Below are 26,133 nucleotides of genomic sequence, written 5' to 3'. Positions count from 1 at the left end.
GGGTTAGAAGATCTTGGTCAGGGTAAGGCGGTACAGGTCGCCTTCGGTGCTGTTGTCCGCCTGGTATTCGTTGAGGTAGGCGCCGTTGAGACCAAAGCCCAGGCTTGGCCAGAAATAGCCCACTTCCAGGCCCAGGGCGTGTTTTTCCACTTTTACCTGGTCCTGGCCAGGGGCCAGGTCGCCGCCGGTGTTTTCGTCAAGCTGCCAGCCGTCATAGCCGACCAGGCCCAGTTCCAGGCCGTTGCTCAGGCGCTTGCCCAGGCCCCACTCCACCAGGAAGCTGTCACCCCTGTCCACGCCATTGTCGTCATCGAAATTGATTTCGTAACGGGACAGGGCCGAGAACGACCAGGTTTTGGCTGCGTCCATATGGTAGGTGCCGCCCAGGGTGGTCATCACACTTTTGTAGCCCTTGCCGGCGGAGGCGGGCTCGGCGGTGCTGCCGGTGTCGAACCAGACTCCGGAGGCAAACACCGCATCCCACTGCTGGCCGTGCCAGCCCAGTACGACCGGGCCGATAAAGACATCACCGATTTCGGTTTCGGTGCTGTTGACCCCGAGCCGTTCAAAATCCAGGGAAGTACGCTGCACGGGAATAATGGTTTCAAAGCCGTAGTCGGCGTTGAGAAACTGCTTGTCGGTAATATGAATAACGCGGTTGGCCAGGGCGGTGACCGAGCCGGTGTTGCTGTCGGGCAGGGCCTGGCCGTTGTCGTCATTGAGTTGCTCAATATCGTAATGCACCGCGTAGCCCCGGTAATAGGTGCCGGCCGGCGGCACCGAGGCGCCCTTGACCCCTTCCACTCCGGGCACATAGTGGCCGGTGACCGCAAGGGCGGTGGGGGCGGTCAGCAGCAGGGTGACAACCAGAGGCGCCAACGCCTGGCGCCGGCCGAAAGCAGTCTGAACATGTGAACAGGTCATATCAGTCCTTTGTATGAAATATCGGTCGGGCGCCGGCCCGCCGGTGGAAAGGGAATTCAGCACAGGAAGCAGCATCAGGCAGCGTCAGTTCCGACAACATAAAGGGCGGAATCCCCTGTCAATCTGGCTACATCCTGTTTTCATTGTCGAAACAACGTTAAAGCACCGGAAGGAAATGGAACAATGAAAAAGCGAGGCTGCTTCTATATCGTTTTGCATATAAAACCGGGCCCATCCCCCTGGCGGCCCGGTGCCGCTCAGCGGACAAATAACAGCAGGAGGGAGACGCTGATAAAGGCGCCGAGGGTGGTCAGCAGCAGGGTACCGGCAGCAAAATGACGATGACCATATTGGCTGCCGAAAATGGGGTAAATGCTCATCATCGGCATGGCGGCCAGCAACAGCAGCGCCAGCTGCAGATCGGGGTTAAAGGGGGGCAGCAGCCAAATCATCAACCCCACCAGCAGTGGGTGGGCGATCAGTTTGCCCGCCATCACGGGCAGCATGGCACCCACCTTGCCCTTGAGTGGGCTGCCCACCAGGGAGGCGCCGATCACGAACAGGGCGACCGCGGCCGACGCCTGGCCCAGCATGTTCAGGGTGGTGCTCAGGGCCGATGGCAGGCGCAGCTCCAGCAAGGCGATGAGCAGGCCGACGAGAATGGCGATGATCATGGGATTGCGCAGCACCCGCCTGGGCAGGGTCAGTAGCACCTGGCTCAGGGGCTGGTTGCTATGGCGTGAGGAGTGAAATTCCAGCAGCGCCATCGACAGGGGAATGATCAGCAGGGCCTCCACCAGCATGGCCATGGCCAGCGCCTGGCTGGCGACCCCTTCCACGACCTGCAGCAGTATGGGAAAGCCGAAATAGGGAGTGTTGGGCATGACCATGCCCATGGTTTTGAGCGAGGCCAGCACCGGCTCCTGGCGCAGCAGACGAAAAAGCAACAGCCCAAGTCCCATCAGCAGCAGGGAGCCCAGGCTATAGGCCAGGATGTAACCGGGCTCGAGGACGTCCCCTATGTGCATCTTGCTCAGGTTATTGATGATGAGTCCGGGCATGGCGAAATAGAGCACGAAACGGCCCAGGCCGGGAATGGTCTCGGTGGGAATGATGCGCCATCGAACGGCGGCGTAGCCGATACCAATCAGCAGAAAGATGGGGGCGGTAATGGAGATGATGGCCTGCATGGAGACACCTTCTTGCAATGATGGGGTGGGGCGGCGGCACTATCGGCCGGCTCAGGCAGGACCGGCAGCGTTCAGAATATCGTCAAACCAGGCCAGGGTAGCGCCTCCTTCCAGCAGGTGCTGCTGTAACTGCGCCAGATCCAGTTGGTGCCCGCATTGCTCCCGGATCAGTTCAAACAGGTGCTGTTGTCCGGTCAGAGCCTGCTGGCAGGCGGCCTTGACCAGGTCGGCGGCCTGGTCTCGGGGCATGTGCCGGGCCAGGGCAAAGGTGGCGGCTTCGGCGAAGATCACTCCGTTATGCAGCTCCAGGTTCGCCTGCATGCGGCCGGTGTTGACCACCAGGTGATCGAGCGCCTCCTGCGCATGATGCAGCCCTACCGCCGTGGCCATCAGCATGGTGGGCAACACCAGCCATTCCTGGGCCCAGGCACTGCCACTGCGCTCGTGCTCCTGTAACATGGCCTGGTGCATCTGCCCCGTGAGGCCCGCATTGTGGCGGGCCATGGCCACCAGCATTTCCGCATTCACCGGGTTGCATTTCTGGGGCATGGTGGAAGAGCCGCCGCCGTTGCTGAAGGTGACTTCGCCCACCTCGGTCTGGCTGAGCCAGAGCCAATCCTGCCCCATTTTGCCCAGCACCCCCGTGGTCATGGACAGCCAGTCGGCCAGCTCCACCAGGCTGTCACGCTGAGTATGCCAGTTACGGCCGGGAGCCAGCGCCAGCCGCTCGGCCAGGCGCTCGGCGATGCGGGGAGCCTGCTCGCCCATGGCCGCCAGGGTGCCGACGGCACCGGCCAGCTGGACCTTGAGCAGGCGTGGCTTCAACTGCTGCAGCCGTTCCTGCTGGCGCAGCAGAGGCGCCAGCCAGTTGGCGACCTTGAAGCCAAAGTTCATCGGCACCGCCTGCTGGGTACGGGTGCGGCCGGCGGTCAGGGTGTGGCGGTGGGTCCGGGCCAGCGCGGCCAGGCTGGAAATGAGGTTCGCCAGGCGTTGCTCAAAAAGCATGAGCAGCGCCCGGCAGTTGAGCACCAGGGCGGTATCGACAATGTCCTGGCTGGTGGCGCCAAAGTGGACCCAGCGGGCCTGCTCCTCGGGCAGCGCCTGCTTCAGCGCCCTGACCAGGGCCGGCACCGGCACGCCGGCAGCACCGGTTCCCGAAGCCAGCTTGATGGCGGGCACGGTCAGGGTGGCGGCGGTGCGGGCAATCGCCTCGGCGGCGTCGCGGGGGATCAGGCCGCAATCGGCCTGGGCCAGGGCCAGCTCGCCCTCCGTGGTCAGCATGGCGCTAATCCTGGCCTCGTCCCCCAGCAGGCGGGCGGCCTCTGAGTCGGATAACAGCTCACGGAACAGGGAAGAATCAAAAGGAGAAATGGAAAACATCATGGTCTCGCTGAGGATCGGGTGGGACATTCAATATAAAGCATACCGGCACGGCAAACCTTGAGGGTGAACACCGTGAGCCGCAAGGCGCCTTCCCCGGGCCCATGGGAAGGCGCCTTGCTCCCTGACTACGCGGGGCGTCCAGAAGCATATCGATGCTCAGGCCCACCCGATACACAGGCCGGCGCCATTTCTCTGCGAAGAAAACACCGCCGGCTGGCGCCCGGGTGCCTTACACCTCGAAGAAGACCGTTTCCCGGTCGCCCTGCATGTGAATATCAAAGCGGTATTCCACGCCGGTGCCGGTCTCCACCCGCTTGGCCAGCAAGGTGGGGCGACGTTCGGCGGGCACCTTGTTGAGCACCGGGTCGGCGTCATTGGCGCGGCCTTCATCTTCAAAATAGACGCGAGTATAGGCATGGCTCAACAGGCCGCGCAGCAGCACCACAACGGTGATGAAGGGGGCATGGCCATCCTGGGCGGCGCCCGGTTTGACGGTGTCGAACACAAAGCTCAGATCGTCCTGAGTACCGGTGCCGCAACGGCCAAAACCGAGGAAGCCCGGGTCCAGGGCGCGATCGGCGCGCTGGTCCAGCGGATGATGGAAGCGACCGGCGGCATTGGCCTGCCAGATTTCGATCATGGCGTCGTCAATGGCCACCCCTTCACCGTCATAGACCTTGCCGGTGAGGCGAATGCGCTCACCCTGCACCTCGCCCCGTACCAGCTGGCTGCCGGCCACCTGGCCGTGGTTATAGTGATACTGCTGGGCGGTCAGGCCATAGGCGAAGTAGGGGCCAACCGTCTGGGAAGGAGTTTGTTTCATGGTCATGGCTCAGGCCTCCACGGGAGTGGCATTCACGCCACGCAGTACAATATTGAACACATATCCCAGGGCGAAACCGTCTTCGGTGACATCCAGGGAGAACTCGCTGACCAGACGGTCACGGGCCTCGGCCGGCGTACTTTCAAAAATGGGGTCATAGGCCAGCAGGGGATCCCCGGGGAAGTACATCTGGGTGACGAGGCGGGTCGCGATGGACGGTCCGAACAGGGAAAAATGAATGTGATTGGGCCGCCAGGCATTGGGGTGGTTGCCCCAGGGATAGGCACCGGGCTTGATGGTATAGAACTTGTAGCGGCCTTCGGCATCGGTCAGGCAGCGACCCGCGCCCAGAAAGTTGGGATCGAGCGGTGCCTCGTGCTGGTCGCGCTTGTGCACATAGCGGCCGGCGGCATTGGCCTGCCAGACTTCGATCAGGGTGTTGGGGACCGGCTGGCCTGACTCGTCAAAAACCTGGCCGGTGACCACGATGCGTTCCCCGATGGGCTCCCCGTTGATTTGGCCATTTTTCGTCAGATCGTGATCCAGCGGACCCAGTACCTCGGGGCCGAAGGCCGGGCCGGTGAGCTCGGCCAGCTCGGGATCGATCTGCACCAGGCTTTGGGATACGCCGCGCAGAACGGAAGACTTGTATTCAGGAGAGATAAAGGCGGGATGGCTGGACCAGTCCCTGTTGGTAACGCTGCTCATGATCATGGCTCCTTGTGGTGTTCGAGTTCGCTATAGACTTCCTTTGCGATGCGGAAGGCGATATTTGAGAACGGCACCCCCGCGTAAACGGCGATGTGTAGCAGGGTCTCCTGCACCTCCGCCTTGCTGGCACCGGTATTGCGCGTGGCACGAATATGCATGGCCAGCTCTTCTTCATGACCGAGGGCCGCCATCAAGGCGATGGTCAGCAGGCTGCGATCCCGCTTGCTCAGGCCTGGGCGGCTCCATACCGATCCCCAGGCGCCTTCGGTAATAAACGTCTGGAAGGGCTCGTCAAAGGCCGTCTTGCGGGCTTCTGCCCGGTCCACATGGGCATTGCCCAGCACAGAGCGACGTACCTTCATGCCCTGTTCGAACCGGTCAGGCGGCGTCTGCGACGTCAGAAAGTCGGTGATCCTCTCGGCCAGGGCGGCGGGTTGCTCCACACAGGGCAGGTGGCCGGCCCCTTCAATCATCTCAAAGCGGCTGCCGGGGATCAGGCTGGCGGTGCTCTTGACCAGCTCGGGGGGCGTGGCGCCGTCCTGATCGCCCACCAGGCACAGGGTGGGCTGTGTCAGGCGGGACGCGCTTTCGGTCAGATCCGCATCGCGGATGGCCGCACAGGTGCCCACATAGCCTTCTGTCGGGGTGCGCACCAGCATGTTGCGCCAGCGAGCCAGCTCAAGGGGGCGGCGGGTGCGGAACTCGGTGGCGAACCAGCGCTCCATCACGGCGTCGGCGATGGATTCGATGCCTCCTTCGCGAATGGCCCGAATGCGATCTTCCCAGCCCTGAGCCGGCCCTATTTTATGGGCGGTATCGCACAGGATCAGCGCGTCGACCAGGTCGGGCCGGCGGGCCGCCACACCTTGGGCGACGATACCGCCTACCGACAGGCCACAGAGCGTAACCTGACCGAGGTTGAGCTGTTCGAGCAGGCCGATCAGGTCATTGATGTGATCGTCAATGTGATAGGGCGCGGGAGGGCAGTCCGACAGACCGTGCCCCCGCATGTCGTAGCGCAGGAAGCGGAACCGGCTTGCCAGCAGGGGAAGCAGGGGATCCCAGACCCGCAGATCCGTTCCCAACGAGTTGGAGAAGACCAGCAGCGGCAAATGGCTGGGACCTTCCAGTTGGTAGTGGAGCTGTACTCCATTGGTTGCCAGAGACTGTGTCATCGTGATGGCCTGTTAGGCTGGTAAGAGACTGGCATTCAATGTTGCTTAAACCAATGGTTATGTAAAATAAGGATTTGTTAATTTCACATATCGAAAATGAGATACATGGGTGCCGGTCCCCTTCCGCTGTCTCATTTGTGCCAGCCCGTCATTCTGCCGTTGCCTCATTTCTTCAGCCAGCCAGGCGGGCTTATCCCCCCTTGTTTTGAACGCTGCGAAGGTGCGAAGGATATTCGTATGTCAAAAACGACATACAATTAAGCGATAAATTCATTTTAAATATCACTAATGGAACATTAATTTGATAGAGGTAACATTGGTATAACATTCGTCTTGCCCATCATTGCGGTGGGCTCAGCAGGACGGTGACACGGACCCTGGCGTTCATATTCCCCCCGAATAGTCGAATCTGGGTGTCAGCTCCGATGCCGAGACATTTTCAACGTAAAGGATGTTGCTCTATGACTACCGCCCCCTATCAGAATTTTGAGTTACAGCTCCTCGCCGGTCAGTGGCGGGCAGGGCATTCGGAGCGCAAGCTGCAGGTGCAGAACCCCTATTCCCAGGAAACCCTGCTGGAGCTGAACCTGGCCACCGGAGAGGATCTTGATGAATCCTTCCATTGCGCTCGCGAGGCCCAGAAAAGCTGGGCCGCCATGGCACCGGCGGCGAGAGCCGCGATCATGCTGAAAGCGGTGGAGATCTTTGATCAGCGCAAGGACGAGATTGTCGACTGGATCATCAAGGAGTCGGGCAGTACCCGCATCAAGGCCCAGATCGAGTGGGGGGCCGCCCGCGCCATTACCCTGGAAGCGGCCAGCTTTCCCTCCCGTGTGCACGGCCGTATTTTGCCCAACGACGTTCCGGGCAAGGAAAGCCGGGTCTACCGCAAGCCGCTGGGGGTGGTGGGCGTGATAAGCCCCTGGAATTTCCCGCTTCACCTGACCCAGCGTTCCGTGGCGCCGGCCCTGGCCCTGGGGAACGCTGTGGTGATCAAACCGGCCAGTGATACCCCGGTAACCGGTGGCCTGCTGATTGCCCGCATTTTTGAAGAAGCCGGCCTGCCTGCCGGTGTGCTCAATGTGGTGGTGGGCTCCGGCGCCGAGATTGGCGACGCTTTTGTCGAGCATCCGGTACCGGCCTTTATTTCCTTTACCGGCTCCACCGAGATTGGCCTGAACATCGGTCGCCTGGCCAGTGGCGGCAAACACCTCAAGCATGTGGCGCTGGAGCTCGGCGGCAACAGCCCCTTTGTGGTGTTGGCCGATGCCGATCTCGAGCAGGCGGTCAACGCCGCCGTGGTGGGCAAGTTCCTGCACCAGGGGCAGATCTGCATGGCGGTGAACCGCATCATCGTGGAGCAGCCCCTGGCCGAGGCATTCACCCGTCGTTATGTGGAGCGGGTCAAGGCACTGCCTTACGGTGATCCGAGCAAGGCCGAGACGGTGGTGGGCCCGGTGATCAACCAGAAGCAGCTGCAGGGGCTGTTGCAGAAAATTGAAACCGCCAACGCGGAGGGAGCCACTCTGCTGGTGGGGGGCGAGCCTCAGGGCAATGTGCTGCCGCCCCATGTGTTTGGCGACGTGACCGCCGACATGGAGATTGCCCGGGAAGAGATCTTCGGCCCCCTGGTGGGTATTCAGGTGGCTCGCGACGAACAGCACGCCCTGGAACTGGCCAATCAGAGCGAATACGGCCTGTCCAGCGCCGTCTTTACCGGCAGCCTGGAGCGGGGGGTGCGCTTCGCTCAGGGTATTCAGGCGGGCATGACCCATGTCAATGACATGCCGGTGAATGATGCGCCGAATGCGGCCTTTGGCGGCGAGAAAAGCTCGGGTCTGGGTCGCTTTAACGGTGAGTGGGCCATTGAGGAGTTCACCACCGACCACTGGATCACCGTGCAGTACGAGCCGCGTCGGTATCCGTTCTAAGCGCACTCATTACCTGTTTAAGCAAGGAGCATCCATGTTTTTATCTATCAGCAAGGTCAAGTCCGTGGTCGCCGCCCTGGTGATGCCGGCGGCACTGACCGCCTTCTCTGCCAGTGCCAGCGGCGATGGTCAGTGGCAAGGGGGCGAGCATGTTTATCAGAAAGTGTGTGGCCACTGTCATGAAACCAATGGCGAAATCGGCCCCGTGCTGGCGGGCCGGGAGCTGCCTCCGGCCTATATCAGCATCATCGTCCGTCAGGGATTCAGGGCCATGCCGGCCTTCCCGGCTTCCTTTATCGATGATGTGTCACTGCAACAGGTGGGTGAATACATTCAGCAACTGCCGGCGCCGGCTCAGGAGTAACTATGGGCATTGAACGTCGTACCCTGTTGAAAGGCATGGCCCTGGGCGGGCTGACCGGCCTGGCCCTGGGTCGAGTGGGCCTGGCCAGCGCCGCTCCGGCGGCCGTGGGCGGGGCCCGCAAGCCGCTGCTGGTACTGGTCAGCGGCGCCGAGGCCGAGGCGGTTTTTGGCGCAGGTGTTCGGGCGCACCCGGCCGGCCGGGGCGCCGCCGTCATGCGCACCGACAGCGGAATGGAATTTGTGTCTGCCCTGCAACACCGGCTGAACACCGCCTCGGGTGAGCGCATTATTGGCCTGGTGGACGATGCCAGCGGCGCCCTGATCCTGAGCCTGGCCCGCAGCGCCGGCGCCCGTTTGCACTGGTCCGGTCAGCATGTGACCGAGGGCGGTCAATCCCGGCACCGGCTGTCGGCCACCACCGAGGCCGGCGCCTGCATCAGCCAGTTTGCCGCCCTGGCCGAGGGCTGCAGCCTTCCCTCGGTGCTGACCGAGCAGACGCTGGCGGCGGGCCCGCAATGGGCGCCGGCCCTGGCCTTTGCCCTGGCCTCGCCCCAGCCTGGACAGCGCCCGCTGCGGGCGGCTCCCCCCGCCCGTGCCATGGCCCTGAATGGCCACTATGTTTCATTTTCCATTGAGACCTGAAGGAAGCCCATCTCATGAGTGAACAAAATTACAAGGTATTGCCCCGCGATGTTGAGCAGGGGGAGTTCCATCAGGCTATCGAGAAGTTCCGGGCCCTGCTGGGTAACGAGAACGTGCTGGTGGAAGACGCCCAGCTCAAGCCCTACAACAAGATCATGATGCCCAGCGAGGACGCCGAGCATGCGCCGTCCGCCGCCGTGACCGCCACCACGGTGGAGCAGATCCAGGGGGTGGTCAGGATCTGTAATGAACACAAGATCCCGGTGTGGACGGTGTCTACCGGCCGCAACTTCGGTTACGGCAGTACCGCGCCCCACCATCGCGGCCAGATCATTCTCGATCTGAAAAAGATGAACAAGATCATCCATGTGGACGCCGAGCTGGGTACCGCCCTGGTTGAGCCGGGGGTCACCTACCAGCAACTGTATGACTATCTGCAGGAAAACAACATTCCGCTGATGCTGTCGTTCTCGGCGCCTTCGGCCATTGCCGGCCCCCTGGGCAACACCATGGATCGGGGCGTGGGCTATACCCCCTACGGTGAGCACTTCCTGATGCAGTGCGGCATGGAGCTGGTGCTGGCCAACGGCGATATTTACCGCACCGGCATGGGCGGCGTGGAAGGTGACAACGCCTGGCAGGTCTTCAAGTGGGGCTATGGTCCAACCCTGGATGGCATGTTTACCCAGGCCAACTACGGCATCTGTACCAAGCTGGGCTTCTGGCTGATGCCCAAGCCGCCGGTGATCAAGCCGTTTGAGATCCAGTTTGAGGAAGAGACCGACATCGCCGAGATCGTCGAGTTTATTCGCCCGCTGCGCATCAACCAGGTGATCCCCAACTCGGTGGTGATCGCCGGCGTGCTCTGGGAAGCCTCCACCGCCGGAGTACGTCGCGCCGACTACACCAGCGAGCCGGGAGCCACTTCGGACGCCATTCTCAAGCAAATTCAGAAAGACAAGCACCTGGGCGCCTGGAACGTGTACTGCGCGCTGTACGGCACCCCGGAGCAGGTGGCGGTGAACTGGAACATAGTGACCGGGGCGCTGAAACAGCTGGGCAAGGGCAAGATCATTACCGAGGAAGAAGCCGGTGGCACCGAGCCCTTCACCTACCGGGCCAAGCTGATGTCGGGGGTGCCCAACCTGCGCGAATTTGGCCTGTACAACTGGCGCGGGGGCGGCGGCTCCATGTGGTTTGCGCCGGTCAGCCAGGCCCGGGGCAGTGAGTGCGACAAGCAGTACGCCCTGGCCAAGCAGATCCTGAACAAGCACGGCCTGGATTACGTGGGCGAGTTTATTGTGGGCTGGCGCGACATGCACCACGTGATCGACGTGCTCTATGACCGCACCAACCCGGAAGAAACCAAGCGGGCCGACGCATGCTTCAATGAGCTGCTCGATGAGTTCGAAAAGCGCGGTTACGCTGTATACCGGGTGAACACCCGCTTTATGGAGCGGGTTGCCCAGAGCTATGGTCCGGTGAAACGTCGCCTGGAGCATACCCTCAAAAAGGCCCTGGATCCCAACAACATCCTGGCCCCGGGCAAGTCCGGTATCGATCTCGACAAGTTCAACGACTGGTAAGCCGACACGCAGGGTGCCACGGTACCCTGCCATAAAAAAACGGCCGGTACGGCAGCCTTTGGCAAGGACTGCTGCGCCGGCCTTTTTTATGGCTGTTGCGGGCGCGGCCTTTGGTGCAGCGCCACCGCCCGGCTGCGCCGGAACGACCGGGCCGTCAGGGTTCTTTTTCGCCGATGGCCGCCGCCGCATGGCGCACGCTGTTCATGAACAGCTGAAGCGCCGGCGTGGGAAGGCTGTCGGCCCTGACGGTCAGCCCGACCGGGCCCAGAGTGTCCCGTGTATCCAGCGGCAGCTCCATCAGCTCGCCTTCTTCTATTTCCCTGGCGACAACCCCCCGGGAGATGATCCAGATGGCATCGGTCTGGCGAATATATTCCTTGCTGAACGAGTCTGAAATGGTTTCAATGCGGTCCTGTGGCAGCCCCACGCCCCGGGAGATCAGGAAGCGCTCTGCCGAGGCGGCGATAATGGACTCCCTGGTGGGGAAGAGCACGTTGAAGTCACGCAGCGCCTGAATATTGAAGGGATCTCTGTCCAGCAGGGGATGGCCGGGGCGGACCACAAAGGTAATGCGTTCCGAATAAAGGTGCTGGAACGAGAGCCCGGTCATCAACTCCGGCTCGGCCAGCCGGCCAACCACCAGATCCAGCTCGCCCACCCGCAACTGCCCCAGCAGCAGGGTGTTGGGGCCGGATACCAGATTAAGGGTCACCTCCATGCCCGCGCTACGGAAATGCATGACGGCTTTTGGCAACATGCTGGCGGCCACGGTGGGCAACACGCCCACGCTGAGGCGCGTTTTGCCCTGCTGCTGGGCCTGTACTATGGATTCGGTGCCTTCACGCAGGGCGGTCATGCTGGCCCCCGCATACCTGAGGAACAGCTCGCCAAACTGGGTCAGTTCAACTCCTTTCTTGCTGCGCTTTAGCAACTGCACGTTCAGCATGTCTTCCAGCTCTTTCAGCTTCTTGGATACCGCCGGCTGGGTCAGCGACAGAATATCCGCTGCCCGGCTCACACTGTTCTGGCGGGCGACTTCAATAAAGCATTGCAAGTGACGGAACTTGATTCGGTTCTCTATCATCTGGGCCTCGGGTGGTGGGTAGGCGGCCGTCGTAACCGGAGCATCGCAAGATTTACCCGGAAAGAGACGGCCGTACCCGTGAGGGGCCGCCTTCGGACGATGAACGGCAGAAGGTATCATGTTACCAAATCGAGTACAGTGACGGACTTCGAGTTGAAGACGCTGCATTTTGTAGAGAGGAGCCATGACCCTGTTATCCCCCCATGCCGCCTGGCTTGCCGCCCTGGAGTCCGGGTTTGCCGACGATGCCGCCCAGCGCCACGCCGTCGAGTGGCTGGAAGGCTGTTACCGCCGCCTGCTGGCGGGGGAGGCCGCGACCGGCGGCGTGTATCTGTGGGGACCGGTAGGGCGGGGCAAGACCTGGCTGATGGACCGCTTTTTTGCCAGCCTGCACAGCGCCGGTGTGCCCGCCCGGCGGCTGCATTTTCATCATTTTATGCAGCAACTGCACAAACGGCTGTTTCAGCTCACCGGCACCGAAGAGCCACTGAAGGTACTGGCCCGGGAAATGAGCGCCGAGGTGCGGGTGCTGTGTCTGGACGAGTTGTTTGTGAGTGACATTGGCGATGCCATGCTGCTCGGCCGGCTGCTGCGCCACCTGTTCGAGCAGGGGCTGGTGCTGGTGACCACCTCCAACCAGCCGCCCGAGGGACTGTATGCGGACGGCTTCAACCGAGCGCAGTTTTTGCCGGCGGTGGCGGCCATGACGGAGCATATGCAAGTGGTGGCGGTACATGGCGAGCAGGATCACCGCCTGCATCCGGGCCGGCCGCAGCAGCGTTACTGGGTGCAGGATGCGAAGGCGCTGGCTGGGGTGTTTGAGCAACTGGCGGGCACGGAGCAAAATTGCGAGCCTGTTATTCTGGGCAACCGCTCCATACCCGTGCTGGGGCGCCATAAGCGGGTGCTCTGGTGCCGTTATGCGGACCTGTGTGAGCAGCCATTGGCAGCCCAGGATTTTATCGCGTTGTGTGACCGGTTTGACCAGGTGCTGTTGGGTGCGGTGCCCCGGCTCAGTTGTGACCGCCGGCAGGCTGGCATTGCCCGGGGCACCGAAGACGGCGCCGTGCAGGTGGCCGCCGGCGATCGTAGGCTGCCGGTGCTGTCCCGCCAGGACGACGGCGTGCGCCGCTTTATCGCCCTGGTGGATGAATGCTATGACAGAGGTATACCGCTGTACCTTGAGGCGGCGGTGCCGATGGAGGAACTCTATCAGGACGGCGCCCTGGCGTTTCCGTTTCGCCGTACCCTGAGCCGGCTAAAGGAAATGCAGTTGGCGCGGTTTGGGGCTGAAAAATAACGGCCAATAGCCGGTTGATAGGCCTGTTGCACAGGCCGCATGAGTCACGATCGTCAGGCGACCAGCCCGCGCTCGCAGCCGGCACCGATACTCATAGAAGGCACCGCTTAACGTGAAACCGAGATGCTGCTGAAATCCCGCCTTGCCGGCCTTTTCAATCTGGCCTCGCGCCTGATCCTGCGCTATCCGGGCGTCGTCGCGCTGTTCGGGTTCTGCTCGGGCGTTGCCAGCTTCGTTCTGGTGGAGCGCCATGCTGGGCTGGCGAAGGTGATCGCGGCGGTGATGCTGGCCAGCTGGCTCTGGCTGATGCTGGAAAACAGCCTGCGCCGCGGCGTGGAGCGCCGGTTCGGCTGGAAGGTCCCGCCTCCACTACTGCGTTACGTCACGCAAATGGTGCATCAGGAAAGCCTGTTCTTCATCATCCCGTTCTTCTTCATCACCACCACCTGGAACAGCGGCCAGTCGGCGTTCACGGTGCTGCTGGGCATCGCCGCGCTGATCTCGCTGATCGATCCGCTGTATTACCAATGGCTGGCGCCGCGCCGCTGGATCTATCTGGCTTTCCATGCGCTGACGCTGTTCGCGGTCCTGCTGACGGCGCTGCCGATCATCTTTCACCTGTCCACGCCGCAGAGTTACCTCTGTTCGCTGATCATTGCCGTGCTGCTGGCCTTGCCCAGCCTGCTCAGCTTCTTTCCCGAATGGAACTGGAAAAGCCTGATCGCTATCCCGTTGCTCGCGCTTAGTGTCGGGCTGGTGGGCTGGCTAGGTCGCATCTGGGTTCCTCCGGCGACGTTGTGGCTGACCGATGTCGCCGTGACCATGAGCATCGACGATGCCTCGCGCAAACCCGGTAACCGCCTGCGCCAGCTGTCCAGCCGGGAACTGCACGACAACGGGCTTTATGCCTTTACCGCGATTAACGCACCGCGCGGTTTGAAGGAGCGCATCTACCATGTCTGGGAGCACAACGGCCGGCGCGTCGACCGCATTCCGCTGGACATAAGCGGAGGGCGCGAAGCGGGCTACCGCGCCTGGACCCACAAGCGCAACTTCCCCGGCAACCCCGAAGGCCGCTGGCGCGTACGGGTCGTGACCGAGGCCGGGCAGATGATCGGCATGCTGCGCTTCGACGTCACGCAGTGAACCGCCATGCCGGTCACGGCTCGAAATCAGACACACTCCATCGCGAAGCCAGGCGGCGGGCATCTGGCTGACCGCCACCATCGGCGTCGCCGCCGGGCTCGGCCACGAGGCCGCGGCAGTGCTCACGACCGGCTTCGCGCTGGTGAGCTTTCTGCTCATGCCACAAAATGCTGTCGCATTTCCGCCATATAACGCAGGCTGGCTTCGGTCGCCGGCGTCAGTGCACGGGTGGCCTCTGGCGTAACCAGCAGATTGCCGTTGGCTTCCCGAGTGATCAGCCTCATTTGTTCCAGTTTGCTCACCTTTCTGCGCACCGTCTCCCGGGCCATGCCGCTGCACTCCGCCACCGACTGAATATTGATGGGCCGTCCCGCCGGGGTGGGCCGTTCGCCGGCCATAAACTGGGCATAGGTCATGGCACTGGCCTGACGCGCGGGCTGAGCACGGGTGCCGATAATGCCCAGGATCAGCATTAAGTCGAGATCGCCGTCAAACTGCTGCCGCAGCTGGATCAGCAGGCCGGTCAATGCCTCCACATGGGCCGGCCAGATGCGTCCGAAATGGGTGGTCAGATGATCGTCATCTATCGCCATGGTTTTTATATCTTTCTGAAAAAAAAGAAAAAACGATGACCCATTCTGGGCGACAGCAACCTTGTTGGCAAGCCGGCTTTGGCCGACACTAACTGACAGCTCAATCTTTTCGACCCCGATTAATGCCAAACCAGACTCAAATAACACAAGAGTGATCATGCCATGGGAATGAAACACGCCTTGGTCGTCCTGCTGGGAGCAGCGGCACTGCTGGCCGGCTGTGAACAAAAAGCGCCGCCGGCCACTGATGAAGAAACCGTGCGCCCGGCGCAAATCATGCAGGTCGGTGCCGGCAGCGGCGACAGCAGCCTGCGTTTTCCCGGCCGGGTACGGGCGGTGCAGCGGGCGGAGCTGGCCTTTAACGTGCCCGGTCGCATTGTCGAGCTGCCGGTGCAGGAAGGCCAGCGGGTGGAGCAGGGCACTCTGGTGGCCCGGCTCGATGGCGAAAACTATCAAATCCGGCTGAATTCCACCGAAGCCGAATACAACAAGGCCCGCACCGATTACAACCGGGTTAACCGCATCTGGCAGCAAAGTCAGGCGGTGGCCCGGGCCGAAGTGGATCAGAAGCGTACCGCCATGGAAGTGGCCAGGGCCGGTTACCTGGCCGCCAAAAAGGACATGGACGACACCCGCTTGCTGGCCCCGTTCAGTGGCGTCATCACCCGCCGTCAGGTGGAAAATTTCAGCAATATTCAGGCCAAGCAGCCGGTGGTCAGCCTGCAGGACACCCAGAATCTGGAAATTGTGATCAGCGTGCCCGAGCGGGTGGTGCGCACCGCCCCCAGACAGGTGGAAGGTCAGGCGGTGTTTGCCGACAGGCCCGAGCAACCGCTGCCGGTGCGGCTGAAGTCATTTTCTGCCGAGGCGGATCCCCAAACCCAGAGCTATGAAGCCGTGCTGGCGCTGGATGCCGAGCCCGGCTTTACCCTGTTGCCGGGCATGTCGGTAGAAATCATGCCTAACGCGGTGAAGCAGGGGCCGCCCGGTCCGGTCACCATACCGCTACGGGCGGTGGTGGCCGGTCCCGATGGCGACACCAGCGTGTGGAAGGTGAACGCGGAGAGCAGCCGGGTGGAGCGCCAGCCGGTGATCCTTGGGCCCATTCAGGGCGACCACGTGGTGGTGAACCAGGGCTTGAATACCGGTGAGCGTATTGTCACCGCCGGCGTCAGTCAGTTGCGGGAAGGCATGAAAGTGCGCCCCATGCTGTCCACTCCCTGAACAAGGATCTGTGCATGAATATTGCCGAACATACCCTGGCCAGGCGCACCATTGCCTGGATGACCTGCCTGCTGTTGCTGGTGGGCGGTTACATCAGTTATCAGAGCCTGGGCCGGTTTGAAGATCCGGAGTTTGTGATCCGTCAGGCGGTGATCTCCACTCCTTACCCCGGCGCGCTGCCGGCGCAGGTGGCGGAAGAGGTCACCGAAGTCATTGAAGAGGCCGTGCAGCAATTGCAGGAGCTGAAAGAAGTGACCTCGGTATCGCGCATGGGTGACTCGCTGGTGAAGGTGGAAATCGACATGCGCTTTGCCCACAGCGCCCGGGAGCTGGAGCAGGTGTGGGACAAGCTCCGGCGCAAGGTGAACGACGCCCAGCGTCAGCTGCCGCCGGGGGCGGGGCCGTCGGTAGTGAACGACGACTTTGGCGATGTGTATGCGCTGTTTTTTGCGGTCATCGGCGAAGGCTTTACCCTGCAGCAAATCAAGGACTATCTGCACGGGCTGGAGCGGGAACTGCTGCAGGTGCCGGGCGTGGCCCGGGTCACGACCCTGGGGGCCCCTCAGGAAGCCATTTATCTGGAAATTTCTGCCGCCCAGGCGGCCCGCCTGGACGTGCCTCTGGGCAACATCTACCAGACCCTGCGTCAGCAAAACGTGATAAGCGATGCGGGCAACCTGCGGATCGGCCCTCAGCGGGTCTATTTCAGCCCCGAAGGCCAGGCCGACTCGGTGGCGGCCCTGGGCAATCTGGCCATTACTTCTCAGGATGGCGATCGAGTGGTGTTCCTTAAAGATTTGGCCACCATTACCCGGGCCGAGAGCGAACCGCCCCGGGCGCTGATGAAGTATGACGGCCAGCCGGCCATTGGCCTGGGCATTTCCCAGGTGGCTGGCGGCAACGTGGTGAACATGGGCGATGCGGTGCGGGCCCGGCTGGCAGAGCTGGACGGCGAACGCCCCATTGGCATGGTGCTGAACGAAGTGTCCTATCAGTCCGACTCGGTGCGCGAGGCGGTGGACGGCTTTGTGGCCAACCTGGCGGCGGCGGTGGCCATAGTGGTGCTGGTACTGGTGCTGTTTATGGGCCTGCGCAGCGGCATCATTGTGGGGGCCGTGCTGCTGCTCACCGTGGCCGGCACGCTAATCGCCATGAAGCTCGACGGTATTGCCATGCAGCGGGTGTCACTCGGGGCGCTGATCATTGCCCTGGGAATGCTGGTGGATAACGCCATTGTGGTGACCGACGGCATTCTGGTGCGCATGCAAAGGGGCGAGCGGGCCGACAACGCCGCTGCCGCCGTGGTGCAGGCGACCCAGTGGCCGCTTTTGGGCGGTACCGCCGTGGGCATTCTGGCGTTCAGCGCCATTGGTCTGTCGCCGACCGACATGGGGGAATACGCCGGCTCGCTGTTCTGGGTCATTCTTTACTCCATGCTGCTGAGCTGGCTGTTTGCGGTGACCCTCACGCCGCTGTTGTGTGTGACCTTGCTGAAAGTGTCACCGGCAGCGGCCAATGCTCCCGAATCGCGTGTGCTGGCCCGTTATCGCGGAATATTGCGCAGCGCGCTGCAGCACAGGGCCATCACCGGCGGCCTGCTGCTGGCGCTGCTGGCCGGGGCCATTTTTGGCTTTAACTGGGTGCAGCCTGGCTTTATGCCCGAGTCGGCCCGGCCCCAGTTTGTGGTGGACATGTATCTGCCTCAGGGTACGGACATTCGGGAAACCGAAGCGGAGCTGTCGCGCATGGGCGACTTTGTGCAACAGCAGGAAGGGGTCACCCATGTGACCAGCTTTATCGGTCAGGGGGGCTTGCGCTTTATGCTCACCTACGGCCCTGAAGATCCCAACACCAGTTATGGCCAGCTGCTGGTGGATGTGGAGGATCCCGGCCACATTGCCGACATGGTGGAAGAGCTGCAGCGGCAGCTGTCCGAGCGGCATCCGCTGGCCGACATCAAGGTATGGAAATTCATGCTGGGCCGGGGCGGCGGCAAGAAAATAGAAGCCGCCTTTATGGGGCCGGAGCCGGCGGTGCTGCGCCGGCTGGCGGAAGAGGCCAAGGCCATCATAGCGAAGGACGACGGTGCCATTGCCATTCAGGACGACTGGCGTGAAAAAGTGCCGGTGCTGCGCCCGGTGGTGGATGAAGTGGCCGCCCGCCGGGCCGGACTGACCCTGGCCGACATCAGCCAGGCCATTAACCGTGCCTTTAGTGGTGAGCAGATTGGCGTGTACCGGGAAGAGGATCAGCTTATCCCTATCATTTCCCGGGCACCGGCAGCCGAGCGCACCAGCGCCGACATGGTGGAGAACGTGCAGGTCTACAGTCCCACCGCCAGGCAATATGTGCCGGTGAGTCAGCTGGTCACATCGGTGCAGCTGGAATGGGTGGATGCCATTATTCGCCGAGTGGACAGGTTCCCCACCATTAAGGCCCAGGCGGATCCGCTGCCCGGTGAGCTTTCCGGGCCGCTGCTGGAACGGCTGCGCCCCGAGATTGAAGCCATGACGCTGCCGCCCGGTTATCGGCTGGAATGGCACGGAGAAGATAAAGCCTCCAAAGAAGCCAATGAAGGGCTTGCCCTGTCGGCCCCCTATGGTTTCAGCGCCATGATACTGGCGGTGGTGGTGATGTTTAACGCCCTGCGCCAGCCGCTGGTGATCTGGCTGACTGCGCCCCTGGCCATTATTGGCGTGACCCTGGGGCTGGTGTTATTCCAGGTGCCATTTGAGTTTATGGCGATTCTCGGCCTGCTCAGTCTGATTGGCATGCTGGTAAAAAACGCCATTGTGCTGGTGGATCAGGCCGATGTCGAGAGAGCCGACGGCAAGCCGGGTTTTGCCGCCGTGGTGGATGCCGCCGTCAGCCGGGCCCGGCCGGTATTTCTGGGGGCCTTTACCACCATACTGGGGGTAGCGCCGCTGCTGATGGATCCCTTCTTCAAGAGCATGGCGGTCACCATCATGTTTGGTCTGGCCTTTGCCACCGTGCTGACCTTGATTGTGGTGCCGCTGCTTTATGTGGCTATCTTTCGCATCAGGCCCGTCGGATCATGAAGGGGGAATGGCAACAGGGCTGGCCGGTTCAGTCCGGAGTAGTCAGGTCGTCAGGTGTTTCACCATCGGTGGTTGCAGAGGCGCAGACGGTACGGTTTCTGCCACTGTCTTTGGCCTGATAGAGCAGCTCGTCGGCCTGGCGCAGGGTGTCTTCCAGCTCGCAGTCTTTGCTCAGGCTGCACAGGCCGATACTGACGGTGATAAGCAGCGGCGGGTGCTCATCACCGACCAGGGGTGTCTGCCGCAACGACTGGTGCAGGCGCTGCGCCGCCTGCCAGGCCTCGGCTTCGGTGGCGCCGGGCAGCAGCACCACAAACTCTTCACCGCCCCAGCGACCGATAATATCGGACTGACGAAACACGTTTTTGCAAACCCGGGCAAAGTGCTCAATGACCCTGTCGCCGGTTTCGTGGCCAAAGTCGTCATTGATGGTTTTAAAATGATCCAGGTCCATCAGCATCAGGGCCGCCGGCGCCCGGCCCCGCTCAATGAGCGCCAGCTCCTGACTCAGGCGCTCCTCGATGGCCCGCCGGTTATACAGGCCGGTGAGGGGATCGGTGGACGCCAGATGGATCAGCTCTTTCTGGGCCGACTGCAGTTGCTCGATCAAGGCGGCCTGGGCCTGTTGAACGCGTATCAGCTCCAGGTTGTTCATCACCTGACTGGCCAGGGCGGTCAGGGCGATGCGCTGTTTCTCCGTCAGCTCCCGGGGCCGATGGTCGAGTACGCACAGGGTGCCCAGGGGAAAGCCCTCCGGACTTTTGAGCAGGGCGCCGGCATAAAAGCGCAAATAGGGCTCTCCGGTCACCAGCGGATTGCAGGCAAAGCGGGCGTCCTGTCGAGTGTCGGGCACGACAAATAACTCCGACTGCAAAATGACATGGGCACAAATGGAGATGTCCAGCGGGGTTTCCCTCACTCCCAGCCCCTGTTCGGACTTAAACCACTGGCGGTGCCGGTCGACGAAGTTGATCACGGCGATGGGCGTATCGCAGATCAACGCCGCCAGCTCGGTGATGTCATCAAACGCCGGCTCCGGGGGCGTATCCAGGATCCCGTAGGCGTTCAGGGCGGCAAGGCGGGCTTCTTCATCCTGGGCGGGGGTGTGGCCGGGCTGGTCAGTAGGACGGGTCATGGTATGTACCGGTTAAGGGTGAATAAGGGCTTGTCGGGCCGCCGGCAATAGCAAGCGGGTGCCATAGGTTCAGCCTTGTTCTGGGCCCAGGGTGGGGCGGCGTGTTTCCCAGTTGCGCCACCAGGGCAGCAGTTGTTCTGCCGGCATGGCCTGGGCGATAAACCAGCCCTGAGCCACATCACAGCCGGCGTTGCGCAGGTAATCCCAGTCGTGCTGATCCTCCACGCCTTCCGCCACCGTGTGCAGGCCAAGGCGATGGGCCATGTCGAGACTGGCGTTCAGAATCGTCCGCAGGGCACTGTTGCGCCAGGCGCTGTGCACGAAGCTGCGGTCTATTTTCAGCTCGGTAAAAGGAATGTCCCGCAGCTGGGCCAGGGATGAGTGGCCGGTGCCAAAGTCATCGATAGACAGGCCAATGCGCTTCAGCCGCAAGCGGGTCAGAATGTCGAGCGCATCCTGCGGGTTGTTCATCAGGTGGCTTTCGGTGATCTCCAGGGTCAGCAGGCCGGGAGCGACGCCGGCGGCCTGCGCCGTCCGTTCAACATACTCCGGAAAATCGAGGCGGACCAGGTTTTTCATGGACACGTTCACGGCCAGCCGCAGGCTGTGCCCCGCATGATGCCAGCGGCGGACATCATCCAGCCCCTGCTTGAGCACGACCTGAAGTAGATCATCAATCAGCCCGTGCTCTTCCGCCACCGGAATAAATTGATCGGGAGTGATCAGGCCGTCCTGCGGGTGCCGCCAGCGCACCAGGGCTTCCACCCCGGTCAGGGCGCCGCTGTTCAGGTCGACCTTGGGCTGGTAGTAATTGCACAGCTGACCGTGGCTGATGGCCTCGGCCAGGGTGACGGCGCTGTAGCTGGAGCGGGCGGCCACGCGATTGCAGGTGGCTCCCGGCAGGCCCTGCAGCAGGCGGTGCAGTTGCTCGCTCGCCACCGGTTTGAACAGGGTGCCGGCCACCCTCAGCCCGTGGCTCAGTGCCAGTCGCTCCGCGCTTTGCAGAATGCGTTCGTCCTCGCCGCTGACCAGCACCAGAATGCCCCGGTAGCCGAGACGGGCCAGCTGACGGATACATTCAATGCCGTCCATTTCCGGCATCTGCAGATCACAAAAAATCAGCTCAACCTCATCAGGCTGCTGCTCCAGCCGGGTAATGGCGTCCGCGCCTCGTTCATAGGGCTCGACATGGGCAAAGCCCAGCCCGTTCAGCTGCCGGCCGATGAGCCGGCAAATAAAGGTGTCGTCGTCAATGACCAGGATCTTCATGCTTATGCTCGGATCGTTGAAGGTGGACAAGTTGTTGCTCTGCGGCCTGCAGGGTGGCTAGCCTCAGCGCCGTCAGGTCGGCGGCGGCCCTGTGCACGGTGGCGCTGTCGCCGTGCTTGGCGGCGTCCTCCACCCTGCTGTAGAGGGTTGCCAGACGCTGGGCGCCGACCGCTCTTGAGGAAGACTTGAGCCGGTGGGCAAGGGCGACAATAGCGGGAAAGTCGCCGGCAAGGCAAGTCTCTTCAAGTCTAACGGCCAGGCTGCCCAGGGCATCGGTATAATCCTGCAGGGTGTCGGTCATCAGCTGGCAGTCATGGCCGAGCATCTGCACCAGCACCTGGGGATCGAGCAGAGCTTCCTGTAGCTTGGTTCCGTGCGCGTCCGTGGTGTCTGGCCGGGTGGTGCCGCGGAGCCAGCGGGCCAGCACCGCTTCCAGGGCGTCCAGCGTTATCGGTTTGGTCAGATACTCATCCATGCCGCTGGCCAGGGCGCGGGCGGCCTCGCCCCGCTGGGCATGGGCGGTCAGGGTCAGAATGGGCAGGCGATGCGGCCCCTGCTCTTCGCGGCGAATGTGTTCGGCCAGCTCATAGCCGTCCATCTCCGGCATGTGCAAGTCGGTGAGCAGCAGGTCAAACGGCTTGTCACGCCACATGGCCAGCGCCTCTCGCCCGTTGTGTGCCGCCTCGCAGCGATAGCCCAGCAAGCCAAGCTGATACTGGATCACCTTGCGGTTGATGGCGTCGTCTTCGGCCACCAGGATCAGGTGCTCCGGCATGGCCCTTCGGTCTGCGGCGGAGGAGGGGAGGACGGATGGCGTTTGTGGATCGGGCGCCGCTGCCGGCCGGGCCGGCAGGGTGACGCGGAACAGGGAGCCCTGGCCAGGCTGGCTTTCCACCTCAATTTGCCCGGCCATCAGCTCGGTCAGGCGCTTGCAAATCGCCAGCCCGAGTCCGGTGCCGCCAAAGCGCCGTGTGGTTGAGCTTTCCATTTGCGTAAAGGGCATAAACAGGTTGTGCCGCTGTGCTGGGGCTATCCCGATACCGTTATCCGCGACCTCCAGCACCAGTTGGGGCGGGCTGCTCTCGGTGAGGCTGAGGTGAATGTCTACCGCGCCCCGCCGGGGGATGGCCTGATGCTCACGGGCCGAAAACTTGATGGCGTTGCCGACCAGGTTGGCAATGATCTGGCGCAGGCGAACGGGATCGCTGTAGATCCAGGCCGACGGACCGGTGGCCAGGTGCAGATCCACCTCTCTGGCGGCGGCCATGGGGCCGAGCGCCCGGCACTGCTCTTCCAGCAAGGCGGTGATCTCGGTGGGGATCATGTCGATGGCCAGCTTGCCGGCTTCGATTTTGGAGAAATCGAGAATGTCGTCGATGATGGTCAGCAGGTTGGTCGCCGAGTCCCGCACGGTTTTGACCAGATCCTGCTGGTAAGGGGTCAGTTGATCCCGGGCCAGCACGTCGACCATGCCGATGACCCCGTTCATGGGGGTCCGAATTTCATGGCTCATGGTGGCCAGAAACGCGGATTTGGCCCGGCTGGCCTGCTCGGCCTGCTCCCGCGCCTGAGTCAGGTTGGCAATCATGGCCTTGCGCTCGCGAATATCGCGCAGGGTGCCGATAAAAAACGGCTCGTCGTTAATCCTGTACTCGGAGACACTCAGCTCCATGCTGACGGCATGGCCTTCCTTGTGCCGGCCGGTAACTTCACGGCTGCTGCCGATGACGTGGCGCTGGCCGGTTTCCAGGTAGCGGGCCAGATAGTGGTCATGCTGCTCCCGCAAGGGGCTGTCCATCAGGCAGGAGATATTGTGGCCGAGCAACGCGTTCGGGTCATACCCCAGCAATGGCTGCACCGCCGGGTTGACCCGGCGAATGATCCCCCGGCTGTCGATGGTAATGACGCACTCCATCAGGTGATCGAGCACCGCCCTGACTTCCTCCTTCTGGGCATGGAGCGCGGCCAGGGCCTGGCCGCGCTCCTTGATGCGCAGCTTGAGCTCGGCATTCAGTTCGGTCAGCCGTTGGGCCGTCTGGTGTTGCTCGGTGATGTCCCGGGCGGTGGCAAACAGCAGCCCGCCCGGCTGGGGCAGCGCCTTCCAGGACAGGCGGCGCCATCCCCCCTGCTTGCAAAGGTAACGATTTTCAAAGGCCAGGGTGCTGATGTCGTTCTGCGCCAGCAACGCCAGCTCCCGGCGGGTGGCTTCCACATCGTCGGGGTGAACAAAATCGAGAATGGGCCGGCTGAGCCATTCCTGCTCGCTCCAGCCGAGCACCTGGGTGAACGCCGGGTTGACGCTCTTGAAATACCCCTCGGTGCTGGCAATGCAGAACAGATCGAGCGACAGGGTAAAAAACCGATCCCGCTGCTCCTCGGCCCGAATGCGGTCGCTGACATCGTTGAGCAGGACCAGTGAGCCCGGCTGCCCTTCGTATTCATAGGCGACGGAGGTCAGCTCTGCCCAGGAATAAGAGCCATCCAGCCGGCGATAGTGCACCACGGCAGACTCCGGCACCCCCTGGCCCTCGGTGCGCCGGGCCAGACGTTCGGCCACCATGGCCTGGCTGTCCGGGTGAATAAAATCGAGCAGCTCCTGGCCGAGCAGCTGGTCGGCGGTGCTGGCCCCGAACATCCTCATGGTGCTGGCATTGACGAACCGGCAGCGGCCATGGCATTGCACCAGCACGCCAAAGGGCGACCATTCAATCAGCCGGCGGTAGCGCTGCTCACTGATGTGCAAGGCGTGCTCCGCGGTGGTGCGGGCGTCCAGCTCGCTGCGCAGCTGGGCGGTGCGTTCTCCTACCTGGCGGCGAACCTCGTGATGACGGCTGGCGCTGCTCAGGGTGGCAAATACCGCCAGCAGGGCGGTCAGCATGGAAAAGCCAAGGAAGACGCGCTCCTCACTGCTGGCACCGGGTTGCCAGTAGGGAACGGTGGGTTGCATGTCCAGTTGCCAGACACGGCCCCAGAAGCGAAAAGTATGGTTCCATTCGGGCTCGATTTGGGCCGGCAGTTCGTCGATCAAGGTGACGGCTCGGGCGCCGGGGGTGATATCGGTAACCCGGGACTGCAGCCCCTGTCGGCGCGCATGAAGCAGCAGGGGAGCAAACAATTGCTGCAGATCGAGGGTTCCCACCACATAGCCCGCCAGCTGCCGGTCTTGCCAGACCGGCATGAACACCAGGGTTACCTGACGGTCGGTACGCGCCAGTGGCAGCAGGCCCGAAGCGATGGGGCTCTGGCTGTCCCGGGCCAGGGTCATGGCCGATATCCGTTGGGGCTCAAAGTGGTGGTCGAGGCCCAGTATTTTCCGGTTGCTGCTGAATGGCTCGCTGAACAGGGTGGGAAAATACTCGGCGCGCGGGGCCGCGGTGGTGAGGTGGCGAGCCTGATCCAGCTCGGTAATCTCAAAGGCGTCCATTCCTTCTGCCCGCACCCCGGCTTCAAAGGCCGCGCGCTGTGCCGCCTCGACCCGGGGGGCCCAGTCCACGGAGACAATGGCCGGATGACTCAGAAAGCTGCTGGTGTACTGACGGAACTCCTCGCGGGTGACTTCCTGACTGGCGCTGAAAAAATGAGCCAGGCCGGTGAGCGGCAGCAGGGTTTCGGCCAGTAGCCTGGTGCCGTTGTTGCTGATCATGTCCATCATGGCGTGATCCTGGTTGCGGGCCCGCAACTCCAGCAGCTGCGCCAGGCCAAGGTGGCCGAGTATCAGCAGCGCCGTGGTGATCATCAGCGGCAGGCTAAAGCGGGCGCTGCCGCTCGCGGGCGCGAGCACGCCGTGGTGCCGCGGCCACAGTAACAGGCTGATGGGCGTAAACAGGAGGATCCCCAGGGTGTCGCCGGTCCACCAGCGCAACCATTCGCCCCCCAGGGCACTTTCCTCAATCCGCCCGTCCCAATGCATGATCAGGGTACCCAGGCCGGAAGAGAGCAGGCAGGTCAGGGGACCGACTCCCACCAGAAACAGGGCCAGCCGCCAGTCAGCGGTGAGTGACGACAGCCTGCCCTGTAAATAGCCGCGGATCAGCCAGGCGGCGAGCAGGGCCTGAAGCGTGGCAAGGGCGGCGCTCATGGCCGGCCACAGCAGGCCATCCAGCGCGGTGTTGAGGCCGTTGTCGATCAGCAGGCCCCCCAGCCAGATGCCGGGCCAGCAACGCCATCCCCATTTCAGCAGCAGGGTGACCGCAACCCCGGCGGCAGGCCAGACCGGTGAGGCATAGCCCGAGGAAACGGTCAGCAGCATTCCCAGTCCTCCCGCCAGCAGGTAAAGCAGGGCGGCAATCAGGTTGCGGCGCAGCAGCCCCCCGTCGGCATGGGGCGGAGCAAGGCGGGGGCTGGCGGGAGTGTGCTTCATGCGGGTACCTGCGACGGCATGAACATCATGGCAGGCCGCGCCGGACGTGCCGCCGCCAGCCCTTTGCATGCAGGAGGGTAAAGGTCCATAGGGTTTGACTCTCTGAAAAAATGCAGGCCGCTTGCCGTGCCCGCGCGCACCTCATGTCTGGCCGCGCTCATCATGCCATTTGGCCGTTAAGCCAAACAGCCTACCTTCAGCGAGGTTTGACGCCAACCGGATAGATGCGAAAATA

Annotated in this window: 19 protein-coding genes; 8 read left to right on the top strand and 11 right to left on the bottom strand. The window is 62.6% G+C overall.

Annotated features, from left to right (window positions below; genetic code table 11):
• Positions 1-3 precede the first annotated feature (3 nt).
• The 6 genes from GU3_RS14760 to pcaD all read right to left on the bottom strand — a co-directional run bounded on the left by GU3_RS14760 (position 4) and on the right by pcaD (position 6,206).
• Entirely contained in the window at positions 4-924 is a 921-nt protein-coding gene (locus GU3_RS14760; protein WP_014293331.1) for a transporter, read from the bottom strand.
• Positions 925-1,181: 257 nt separating this feature from the next.
• Entirely contained in the window at positions 1,182-2,114 is a 933-nt protein-coding gene (locus tag GU3_RS14755) for an AEC family transporter (RefSeq protein WP_014293330.1), read from the bottom strand.
• Between the two features lie 51 nt (positions 2,115-2,165).
• Positions 2,166-3,524, bottom strand: a complete 1,359-nt coding sequence (pcaB, locus tag GU3_RS14750; protein WP_202798262.1) for a 3-carboxy-cis,cis-muconate cycloisomerase — start codon at positions 3,522-3,524, stop codon at positions 2,166-2,168.
• 202 nt (positions 3,525-3,726) lie between these two features.
• Positions 3,727-4,326 (bottom strand): protocatechuate 3,4-dioxygenase subunit alpha, encoded by a 600-nt coding sequence (gene pcaG, locus GU3_RS14745; RefSeq protein WP_014293328.1) that lies wholly within the window; start codon positions 4,324-4,326, stop codon positions 3,727-3,729.
• A 3-nt stretch (positions 4,327-4,329) separates the two neighbouring features.
• The gene (gene pcaH / locus GU3_RS14740; protein WP_193372532.1) at positions 4,330-5,028 is read right to left on the bottom strand and encodes a protocatechuate 3,4-dioxygenase subunit beta; all 699 of its coding nucleotides are present in this window, start codon (positions 5,026-5,028) and stop codon (positions 4,330-4,332) included.
• 2 nt (positions 5,029-5,030) lie between these two features.
• A complete protein-coding gene (gene pcaD, locus GU3_RS14735; protein WP_041543289.1) occupies positions 5,031-6,206 on the bottom strand; it encodes a 3-oxoadipate enol-lactonase in 1,176 nt (391 codons plus the stop codon).
• 461 nt (positions 6,207-6,667) lie between these two features.
• Here pcaD and GU3_RS14730 point away from each other — a divergent pair, with 461 nt between their 5' ends.
• The 4 genes from GU3_RS14730 to GU3_RS14715 are packed head-to-tail and all read left to right on the top strand — an operon-like array spanning position 6,668 to position 10,728.
• Positions 6,668-8,137: an aldehyde dehydrogenase family protein gene (locus tag GU3_RS14730; RefSeq protein ID WP_014293325.1), complete on the top strand. Its 1,470-nt coding sequence runs from the start codon at positions 6,668-6,670 to the stop codon at positions 8,135-8,137.
• Positions 8,138-8,171: 34 nt separating this feature from the next.
• A complete protein-coding gene (locus GU3_RS14725) occupies positions 8,172-8,501 on the top strand; it encodes a cytochrome c (protein ID WP_014293324.1) in 330 nt (109 codons plus the stop codon).
• A gap of 2 nt (positions 8,502-8,503) precedes the next feature.
• A complete protein-coding gene (locus GU3_RS14720; RefSeq protein ID WP_014293323.1) occupies positions 8,504-9,142 on the top strand; it encodes a hypothetical protein in 639 nt (212 codons plus the stop codon).
• 14 nt (positions 9,143-9,156) lie between these two features.
• Positions 9,157-10,728 (top strand): FAD-binding oxidoreductase, encoded by a 1,572-nt coding sequence (locus tag GU3_RS14715; RefSeq protein ID WP_014293322.1) that lies wholly within the window; start codon positions 9,157-9,159, stop codon positions 10,726-10,728.
• A gap of 154 nt (positions 10,729-10,882) precedes the next feature.
• On the opposite strand, the gene pcaQ is transcribed toward GU3_RS14715, so the two are convergent.
• Positions 10,883-11,812 carry a pca operon transcription factor PcaQ gene (gene pcaQ / locus GU3_RS14710; RefSeq protein WP_014293321.1) on the bottom strand — a complete coding sequence of 310 codons (930 nt, stop codon included), beginning with the start codon at positions 11,810-11,812 and terminating at the stop codon, positions 10,883-10,885.
• A 184-nt stretch (positions 11,813-11,996) separates the two neighbouring features.
• Between pcaQ and zapE the strand changes: the two genes are divergently transcribed.
• Complete coding sequence (zapE, locus tag GU3_RS14705; RefSeq protein ID WP_014293320.1) at positions 11,997-13,112, top strand: cell division protein ZapE; 1,116 nt, start codon at positions 11,997-11,999, stop codon at positions 13,110-13,112.
• Positions 13,113-13,235: 123 nt separating this feature from the next.
• The gene (locus GU3_RS14700; RefSeq protein ID WP_014293319.1) at positions 13,236-14,258 is read left to right on the top strand and encodes a DUF5924 family protein; all 1,023 of its coding nucleotides are present in this window, start codon (positions 13,236-13,238) and stop codon (positions 14,256-14,258) included.
• Between the two features lie 155 nt (positions 14,259-14,413).
• Here GU3_RS14700 and GU3_RS14695 read toward each other — a convergent pair whose 3' ends face one another.
• Positions 14,414-14,851, bottom strand: coding sequence for a hypothetical protein (locus GU3_RS14695; RefSeq protein WP_014293318.1), 438 nt, complete (start codon positions 14,849-14,851; stop codon positions 14,414-14,416).
• A gap of 162 nt (positions 14,852-15,013) precedes the next feature.
• Here GU3_RS14695 and GU3_RS14690 point away from each other — a divergent pair, with 162 nt between their 5' ends.
• Positions 15,014-16,075, top strand: coding sequence for an efflux RND transporter periplasmic adaptor subunit (locus GU3_RS14690; RefSeq protein WP_041543286.1), 1,062 nt, complete (start codon positions 15,014-15,016; stop codon positions 16,073-16,075).
• 14 nt (positions 16,076-16,089) lie between these two features.
• Complete coding sequence (locus GU3_RS14685; protein WP_014293316.1) at positions 16,090-19,134, top strand: efflux RND transporter permease subunit; 3,045 nt, start codon at positions 16,090-16,092, stop codon at positions 19,132-19,134.
• 28 nt (positions 19,135-19,162) lie between these two features.
• Here the strand turns inward: GU3_RS14685 and GU3_RS14680 are convergent, their stop codons facing one another.
• From GU3_RS14680 to GU3_RS16665, 3 genes are all read right to left on the bottom strand, one after another.
• On the bottom strand, positions 19,163-20,269 hold the full coding sequence (locus GU3_RS14680; protein WP_014293315.1) for a sensor domain-containing diguanylate cyclase: 1,107 nt from the start codon (positions 20,267-20,269) through the stop codon (positions 19,163-19,165).
• Between the two features lie 69 nt (positions 20,270-20,338).
• Complete coding sequence (locus GU3_RS14675; protein ID WP_014293314.1) at positions 20,339-21,538, bottom strand: EAL domain-containing protein; 1,200 nt, start codon at positions 21,536-21,538, stop codon at positions 20,339-20,341.
• Entirely contained in the window at positions 21,519-25,898 is a 4,380-nt protein-coding gene (locus GU3_RS16665) for a PAS domain S-box protein (RefSeq protein WP_014293313.1), read from the bottom strand. The genes GU3_RS14675 and GU3_RS16665 overlap by 20 nt, the downstream gene beginning before the upstream one ends.
• Positions 25,899-26,133: the final 235 nt, after the last annotated feature.

The sequence above is a fragment of the Oceanimonas sp. GK1 genome, assembly GCF_000243075.1.
Taxonomy (GTDB): domain Bacteria; phylum Pseudomonadota; class Gammaproteobacteria; order Enterobacterales; family Aeromonadaceae; genus Oceanimonas.
Note: the sequence above shows the minus strand (reverse complement) of the source record. Positions and strands in the feature narration are given on the sequence as shown.

Excerpts from the sequence above, each read along its gene's own strand:
- GU3_RS14700 (WP_014293319.1), top strand. The coding sequence starts at position 13,236 with ATGCTGCTGAAATCCCGCCTTGCCGGCCTTTTCAATCTGGCCTCGCGC.
- GU3_RS14675 (WP_014293314.1), bottom strand. The coding sequence starts at position 21,538 with ATGAAGATCCTGGTCATTGACGACGACACCTTTATTTGCCGGCTCATC.
- GU3_RS14685 (WP_014293316.1), top strand. The coding sequence starts at position 16,090 with ATGAATATTGCCGAACATACCCTGGCCAGGCGCACCATTGCCTGGATG.
- GU3_RS14715 (WP_014293322.1), top strand. The coding sequence starts at position 9,157 with ATGAGTGAACAAAATTACAAGGTATTGCCCCGCGATGTTGAGCAGGGG.
- GU3_RS14760 (WP_014293331.1), bottom strand. The coding sequence starts at position 924 with ATGACCTGTTCACATGTTCAGACTGCTTTCGGCCGGCGCCAGGCGTTG.
- GU3_RS14755 (WP_014293330.1), bottom strand. The coding sequence starts at position 2,114 with ATGCAGGCCATCATCTCCATTACCGCCCCCATCTTTCTGCTGATTGGT.
- GU3_RS16665 (WP_014293313.1), bottom strand. The coding sequence starts at position 25,898 with ATGAAGCACACTCCCGCCAGCCCCCGCCTTGCTCCGCCCCATGCCGAC.
- GU3_RS14690 (WP_041543286.1), top strand. The coding sequence starts at position 15,014 with ATGGGAATGAAACACGCCTTGGTCGTCCTGCTGGGAGCAGCGGCACTG.
- pcaG (WP_014293328.1), bottom strand. The coding sequence starts at position 4,326 with ATGACCATGAAACAAACTCCTTCCCAGACGGTTGGCCCCTACTTCGCC.
- zapE (WP_014293320.1), top strand. The coding sequence starts at position 11,997 with ATGACCCTGTTATCCCCCCATGCCGCCTGGCTTGCCGCCCTGGAGTCC.
- GU3_RS14695 (WP_014293318.1), bottom strand. The coding sequence starts at position 14,851 with ATGGCGATAGATGACGATCATCTGACCACCCATTTCGGACGCATCTGG.
- GU3_RS14730 (WP_014293325.1), top strand. The coding sequence starts at position 6,668 with ATGACTACCGCCCCCTATCAGAATTTTGAGTTACAGCTCCTCGCCGGT.
- GU3_RS14680 (WP_014293315.1), bottom strand. The coding sequence starts at position 20,269 with ATGACCCGTCCTACTGACCAGCCCGGCCACACCCCCGCCCAGGATGAA.
- pcaH (WP_193372532.1), bottom strand. The coding sequence starts at position 5,028 with ATGAGCAGCGTTACCAACAGGGACTGGTCCAGCCATCCCGCCTTTATC.
- GU3_RS14720 (WP_014293323.1), top strand. The coding sequence starts at position 8,504 with ATGGGCATTGAACGTCGTACCCTGTTGAAAGGCATGGCCCTGGGCGGG.
- pcaD (WP_041543289.1), bottom strand. The coding sequence starts at position 6,206 with ATGACACAGTCTCTGGCAACCAATGGAGTACAGCTCCACTACCAACTG.
- pcaB (WP_202798262.1), bottom strand. The coding sequence starts at position 3,524 with ATGTCCCACCCGATCCTCAGCGAGACCATGATGTTTTCCATTTCTCCT.
- pcaQ (WP_014293321.1), bottom strand. The coding sequence starts at position 11,812 with ATGATAGAGAACCGAATCAAGTTCCGTCACTTGCAATGCTTTATTGAA.
- GU3_RS14725 (WP_014293324.1), top strand. The coding sequence starts at position 8,172 with ATGTTTTTATCTATCAGCAAGGTCAAGTCCGTGGTCGCCGCCCTGGTG.